The sequence below is a fragment of the Candidatus Zixiibacteriota bacterium genome (genome assembly GCA_040753495.1).
Classification (GTDB): domain Bacteria; phylum Zixibacteria; class MSB-5A5; order GN15; family PGXB01; genus DYGG01.
On the sequence record JBFMEF010000166.1, the window covers coordinates 1 to 6426 of the forward strand.

At 49.8% G+C, this 6426-nt stretch carries 7 protein-coding genes; 5 read left to right on the top strand and 2 right to left on the bottom strand.

Annotation, left to right across the window (positions count from 1 at the left end; genetic code table 11):
• A partial coding sequence (locus AB1690_10775) for a hypothetical protein (GenBank protein MEW6015795.1) occupies positions 1-517 on the bottom strand: 517 nt, incomplete at its 3' end.
• A gap of 43 nt (positions 518-560) precedes the next feature.
• Complete coding sequence (locus AB1690_10780; GenBank protein MEW6015796.1) at positions 561-2150, bottom strand: hypothetical protein; 1590 nt, start codon at positions 2148-2150, stop codon at positions 561-563.
• A gap of 214 nt (positions 2151-2364) precedes the next feature.
• Between AB1690_10780 and AB1690_10785 the strand changes: the two genes are divergently transcribed.
• The 5 genes from AB1690_10785 to AB1690_10805 form a co-directional block, all read left to right on the top strand.
• The gene (locus tag AB1690_10785; GenBank protein MEW6015797.1) at positions 2365-3309 is read left to right on the top strand and encodes a WYL domain-containing transcriptional regulator; all 945 of its coding nucleotides are present in this window, start codon (positions 2365-2367) and stop codon (positions 3307-3309) included.
• Positions 3310-3387: 78 nt separating this feature from the next.
• Positions 3388-4023: an HTH domain-containing protein gene (locus AB1690_10790; protein MEW6015798.1), complete on the top strand. Its 636-nt coding sequence runs from the start codon at positions 3388-3390 to the stop codon at positions 4021-4023.
• Between the two features lie 128 nt (positions 4024-4151).
• Complete coding sequence (locus tag AB1690_10795) at positions 4152-4655, top strand: QueT transporter family protein (protein ID MEW6015799.1); 504 nt, start codon at positions 4152-4154, stop codon at positions 4653-4655.
• Between the two features lie 23 nt (positions 4656-4678).
• A complete protein-coding gene (locus AB1690_10800; GenBank protein MEW6015800.1) occupies positions 4679-6016 on the top strand; it encodes a putative sugar nucleotidyl transferase in 1338 nt (445 codons plus the stop codon).
• 84 nt (positions 6017-6100) lie between these two features.
• The coding region (locus tag AB1690_10805) for a galactose-1-phosphate uridylyltransferase (protein ID MEW6015801.1) at positions 6101-6426 on the top strand (326 nt) is incomplete at its 3' end.

Here is a 6426-nt window from a genome sequence, read left to right on the forward strand (position 1 = left end):
CGGAGGCATAGGCAACGGCCTCGCTAAACATCCCGTCAAGGGAGAAGGTGTCGTTCAGTCCGTTGCCCTGCAGAAACAGCTCCAGGGCATCCTTGCCGAGATTTGTTTCGGTCGCCGCAAAGCCATTGATGGAGACTACGAAACGCCCGAGTGAAAGGGAGAGGGCGCTTGCCTCGATATCGGCTTTTATCTTGAGACCTTCGTCAGGTATTTTGCCAAGAATAATAGATTTGTCTTCATCGGTCAGGATGGCGCCGGTGTAATTGTTGTAGTCATCGAGCGTAAAGCTGTTGTTGGAAATCTCGGCGCCAACCCCGGCAATTTCCAGCCCAAACTGACGGTACTCGCTCAGCCCGATATTGGCGGGATTGTAAAGCGGGGCATAGACCCCTTTCGCCAGACCGGTGAAGGCGCCGCCCATTGCCATCGCCCGAGCCGATGACAATCCGTAGGCATTCCCCAGTACCGGGCAGACTATCAGCGATATAAGGGTCAAAAGCATTATCTTCCTTCTCATATGGCACCTCATGATTGGTATCTATGCTGAGTTCAGTAATTTGCTAAAAGTCGCCGTCAAAGCGGTATTCGACCCGAATTACCCCCCGAGCTGTGACATAATCGCTTCCGACTATTTTCACCGGAATGCCACCGCTGCCCAGGAGCGTTATTATCTGTCCGCTATAGAGCACAGGATTCTTGAGAATCTGAACATCGAGACTGTCGAGAGTGACGGCGTTCTCGGAAATCACTTCATTGAGGACAGTATTGTCAGGGCCGATTTCACCCGGCGCAACCTGGAAAGGTCCCAGCACGAGCTGCGGGTTGGTATAGACTGTGTTTGAATCGCCGCTAAATAAAATTTCTATGTTAACACCTAACGGCAGATGGTTGACGATACTGGTCAAAAACTGCGCTCTGAGAATATGCTCCGTGGCGAGGTCAATATCGTCCTGCTCGATTTCTTCTGAATCGATATCGCCTGTGAACGTGGACTGGCCTATCACCGCTTCCAGTGGTGATTCCAGTCGGATGCGGGAGACGATATAATCATTCGAGGTTACAATACCGGCAGTCACGCCGTCGCCGAGAGTGGCCGCTCCATTGACAGTAACCGCCGACGGCATCGGATTCAGAAATGATGCCAGGTCATTATTGATAAGATTTGTGCTGACCGGCGTTGTGGCGCTTCCCGGAAGAACATTGCCGGTCAAGTTCAAAACCTGGCTGTTGCTGCCGGTAATATCTATGTTGAGAAAGCCGGGGAAATTTACGGCATTGACTATTTCAAGAGTAAGAACGGCATTGACCAGCTGAATAGAATCAAACCCCTTGGGCAGGTCGATATCGGCATAGATATTGTTGAATACGGCGTCGGTGGGGTCAATGATTCCCGAAGCGGCGCTGACCGTGATGCCGCTGCCGTATCTCAATGCCGCGCTCAATGACTTGTCATCGAGCGAAAGCATCGTTCCGCCGGGTGTGAAACAGTGGAGATTGATGCTAATCGTATTGGATACCGTCTGTCCCGCCAGATTGACAAAGACGGTATCAGAGGCGCCGGCAGCTAAGCCGCCCGGAAACGAAACCGATGAAATAACGCGGCTGTTGACGACATCGACAATATCTCCGATGATGGTATCCAGGGGGACGCCGAAATCATTCACGAAGACGACGTCAAAACCGCCGGAGCTTATGGTCGCCCAGCTGAAGCGGTCAACCGGCGGGAAATCAAGGTTAATGTCAAACGACGTTGGCGGAACTGCTCCCAGTTGAAGCGAAACATAATCGCTCAAACGAACCACCACCGGCGCCGGGTCGGACGGCGATATGACAATAGCATCAAGCAAAATAGTGTCGAGAGGAATTTCCACCGAGTACACCACAGACCCGGTCGAATCGATAGTAATTCCCGGCTGGTCAATCTTGCGGATGATTTCAGGCATCTGATAGGTCCGGTTGACCAGCGGAAGCGTCACGTTGGTTGTCCAGGTGGGTGATTCCGGCTTTTTGATAGTGCACTGGGTAATGGTCAGGAACACCATTACGACTACAAATCCGAGAAATATTTTCAAACCGTAAATGAAGACGGGCGATTCCCAGAAGGTTGATTTGCGCGGTCTTCGTCTTGGCAGAGCAACGGTCTCTTCCATATCTCCCCCAAAGTCTAAGAGTTCATAGTTTCTGCTATGAATTGCGCAAAGATGATGCCGGATGTCGACTTCTGTGTAACTTATTGTCGTGCCAACAATTACATCGACTGGTCGGTGACCGGCGGAGCTAATATTATGGGAATCTCCCCACACTTGGGGATAAAATTTCTAAATTGACATAGATGATTGCCTTGATTAAAATGAAAATATGGGAATGGCAAAATACGACCGCTTACTCTTTCTTTTGAATCTTCTTCGCTCACGGCGCAATCTCAATGCCGCCGCTATTGCTCGCGAATGTGAAGTCACCGAGCGGACAATTTATCGCGATATAATCGCCCTGTCTGAAGCCCATATTCCAATTTATTATGACAACGGGTACAAATTCGCCTCAGAGAATTTCCTGCCGACTCTGAATTTTAATCTGGACGAGTACCTCACCCTGAAGACAGTTCTGGAGTCATCGCCTCTGTTTAAAAGCGGACACAGTCGCAAATTAATCAAGTCAATTCGCTCCAAAATCGAAGCATGCTTATCTCCGAGCGTGGTTAAGGAGAAGAAATTGTCAACGCCGACAACCAAGATTGAGATAAAGTCGGTTTCGCTTGAATCTGTTCCCGAAAAGGTTTATGCCGTGGTCGAGAACGGTATCAAGAACAACCAGGTAATTCGCCTTCGTTACAATTCTATTCAGAGCGGCATGATTGACCGAGATGTGGAGCCGTATTTTCTTATATTCATCGAGAAGGCTTTCTACTTTGTCGCCTATTGCTTACTGCGACAGGAATGGCGGACATTCCGGACCGACCGGATAGTCAATGCAACATTGACCGACCGACGGTTCAAACCTCGTCAGGATATCGACCCGGTCAAGTATTTCGAAAATAGTTGGGGTGTTTTTAGCGGAGAGCCGGTCGAAGTGGAAGTCATTTTTAGCGGCAAAGCGGCGCGGGTAGTGGCGCTGGGGAAACATCACCCCCGCGAAAAAGTAACCCCGCTGGATGATGGTCGGGTCAAGTATGAAGTTACCGTTCGGGGTATCGAGGAGATTGGACGATGGCTGGCAGGCTTCGGGGGAGAAGCGGTAGTTATAAAGCCGCTGTCGCTTCGTCAAGAAATCATGAGGCGGGCGTCAGAAATCTTAAAAAATTACCAGTAGGTGAAATTAGACTGACAGGATCTGTCAGGGGCATATTATAAATTAGTCGCGACAAATCATAAAGGGGAGTTGGAATTTATGACGAAGTCGGAACGGCTTTTATTCATTGTCAATCTGTTTCGAGTGCGCAAGAGGGTGACGCTCGAAGAGTTAGCGCGAGAGTGTGAAGTTTCCAAGAGGACTATTTATCGAGACCTCTTGTCCTTATCCAGCCTGAATATTCCGATCTATTATGATGATGGGTACCGGCTGACACGAGAAATATCGCTTCCAGCGCTAAACTTTAGCGATGAGGAACAGGAGATTTTGGGGTATTGTCTGAGCCATAATTTTCTCAATCGTTCATCCTTTCTAAAATCGAAATTGAGAAATATCGAGGTGAAAATAATATCGGCGTTACCGGAGAAGACCCGGTCTAAAGAAAAAAAAGGTTTAGGTTCGTCAGTTTTGACGTCAAAGAGAAACTCAAAAAGATTTACCGACCGAGAGGATGCTCTCATCGGCGAGTTTTTTCGAGCCTTGTTCAGCCGGAATGAAATCGAGCTGAGACTTACTAATGGCGACCATATACAGGCGGGGCTTCAACCGCATTCGCTGGAGATTGAGGGGCGGAAGTGGGTTTTCTGCTTCAGTGATGGCAATTTAGCTGAGACCATTCGTGTTCCCCTTGAGGAAGTGGCAAACATCAAGATTATTCGCGCCAGAAAAGTATAAAATGGGATGGGCGATGCTCTGATTTGACACCCGGCAGGGTGTCATTAGTCTTCTGCAAAGCCAAAAAAGGCAATAAATTAGGTAGTTTTCGCTTGACAATTGCAGTCAACCTGATTTTTTAAGCCTTTATGACTAAATGGGGTGCGCGAGATATTGCCTATGCCGGAATAATTGCTGCCCTTTATGCCGTACTGAGCATCGTCTTTGCTCCAATCAGCTTTGGAGTTTATCAGATACGAGTAGCTGAAGCGCTTACAGTGTTGCCATTCCTATTCCCTTTGGCGCCCTATGGGCTTTTCGCCGGCTGCCTGGTGGCTAATATCTATGGCGGTAATGGGGTTCAAGATATCATTTTCGGCTCCTTGCTGACACTCCTTGCCGGACTCTTGACCAAGTACGCCTCTAAATTGAAACCAAGGCCATTTGCGGTTATGATTGCCCCTCTGCCGCCGGTTATAATCAACGCCTTCGGTGTGGCGCTTTATCTTGCCGAGATATTCAAAATGCCATATTTTACGGTTGTTTTGATGATTGGTGTCGGCCAGCTGGCGGCATGCTATCTAATCGGCTTACCGTTGCTGATACTGCTTCTTGCCCGACAGTTCTCCCCGGCCTCGGCCGATAATGTCTGAAAAATCCAATTCGGGAAGGTTGTATGGAAAAGAGACTGATAGTTTTTGAAGATGAGGCTTACCGGTCATTTTATCCCCTGACCCATATCAGGCCGGTCTTCTTTCTCAGGCCCGGTATAAGGAATATTTTCGAGCAGATTCGCGACTCCTTCCCGGATTATCGCCCTTCTCTTTTCTGCCGACCGGAGTTGGGCGAACTGGTCGCCGAACAGGTGGAAGTTCCGGTAAATGAATTCACCGGGCATAGCGGCGACCAGTTGCTTCTGATTAACGGGCGACTGCGCGTAAACGCCGAATTTGCCTCGGCACTCAACAAAGCAAATCGCAACGCGATTCTGCTCTCCAGCGGCGCCATTGCCGCCGTAAAGGTGGTCGATGGATTGACCGCAGAGGAAGCGACCGACCTGAAAAATGGCGAATTGGGCGATTTTGTAGCCAGGGTACGACGCCGCTCGGAAACTCTGGAACTGGAACTGCCGCTCTATCATTATCTCTGGGATATGGTGGGAGCAATTGATGCCGAGATAGCGACCGACTTCGAATTCTTAAGAAAGCAGATTAACAATGATATCGAGAGTCTGGTGGCGGCGGTCAAGGATGGCAGTATTCAGCGCCATTTCCCCGGGGTGCATTTCATACGGCCCGAGCAGATTTACCTGGCGCCAAGTCTCCACCTTTCGCCGACGACTGTTATTGATGCCTCTGCGGGTCCCGTATTCTTGGGGTCGGAGGTCAAGGTTGAGCCGCTATCGTATATTGTGGGACCTTGCTATATTGGAAAAGGAAGCATGGTCACGGGAGGGAAGATTTCTGGCTGCTCCATCGGAGCGGTCTGCCGGGTTGGAGGAGAAGTTGAAGAGACGATTATTCAAGGATACACCAATAAGTATCATGCCGGATTCCTGGGACACAGTTATGTCGGTGAATGGGTCAATTTCGGCGCCATGACAACTAATTCCGACCTGAAGAACAACTATACGCCGGTCAAGGTCGCCGTCAACGGAAAAGAAGTCGACACCGGCAGTCTCAAAGTCGGTTCCTTTATTGGAGATTTTACCAAGACCGCCATCGGGACTCTTCTAAATACCGGTATTAATATCGGGATATCCTGCAATCTGGTATCGGACAGCCTGGTTGTGGATAAGGAGATTCCCGATTTTACCTGGTATTCGATGCGTCATAAGATGGAATACTCTATGGCGAAGGCTCTGGATACTATTGAAAGGACAATGGCCCGGAGAGAGAAGAAGCTTACGGCGGCGCTGCGGAAGAGACTGGAAGAGGTCTCTCGCGACAGGCTGAAAGTTCCGCAAGCAAAGTCGGAACCGCTCAGCAAAAAGCCGGGATTGTCGATAGATTGAATAATATTAGCGGGAGAGACGTTAGTTTGCGAGTCGCAGATGTTTGAGCCGAGGAGAGAAAACCGGAAAAGATGAGGAGCAGCTATGCCTGAACTGCGCAAAGACCCGATTATTGGCAGATGGGTAATTATATCTACCGACCGGGGGAAGCGACCCACCAGCTTTGGCACCATGCCGAAACATGAGGAGCCGAAGATGTGCCCGTTCTGTCCGGGAAACGAAACCAGCACTCCGCCGGAGGTTCTCGCGTATCGGGAAAGCGGTTCGCAGCCGAATAAGCCGGGATGGTTTTTGCGCGTTATCTCCAACAAGTATCCGGCGCTCCGTATCGAGGGGGCGCTCAATCGCGAGCCGCTTGGTATTTATGACCGCATGAACGGCATCGGCGCTCATGAGGTAATTATCGAGAC

What these genes read in the sequence shown, in the direction of transcription:
- AB1690_10795 (MEW6015799.1), top strand. Translation starts at nt 4,152, where the DNA reads ATGACTAAATGGGGTGCGCGAGATATTGCCTATGCCGGAATAATTGCT.
- AB1690_10780 (MEW6015796.1), bottom strand. Translation starts at nt 2,150, where the DNA reads ATGGAAGAGACCGTTGCTCTGCCAAGACGAAGACCGCGCAAATCAACC.
- AB1690_10785 (MEW6015797.1), top strand. Translation starts at nt 2,365, where the DNA reads ATGGCAAAATACGACCGCTTACTCTTTCTTTTGAATCTTCTTCGCTCA.
- AB1690_10790 (MEW6015798.1), top strand. Translation starts at nt 3,388, where the DNA reads ATGACGAAGTCGGAACGGCTTTTATTCATTGTCAATCTGTTTCGAGTG.
- AB1690_10800 (MEW6015800.1), top strand. Translation starts at nt 4,679, where the DNA reads ATGGAAAAGAGACTGATAGTTTTTGAAGATGAGGCTTACCGGTCATTT.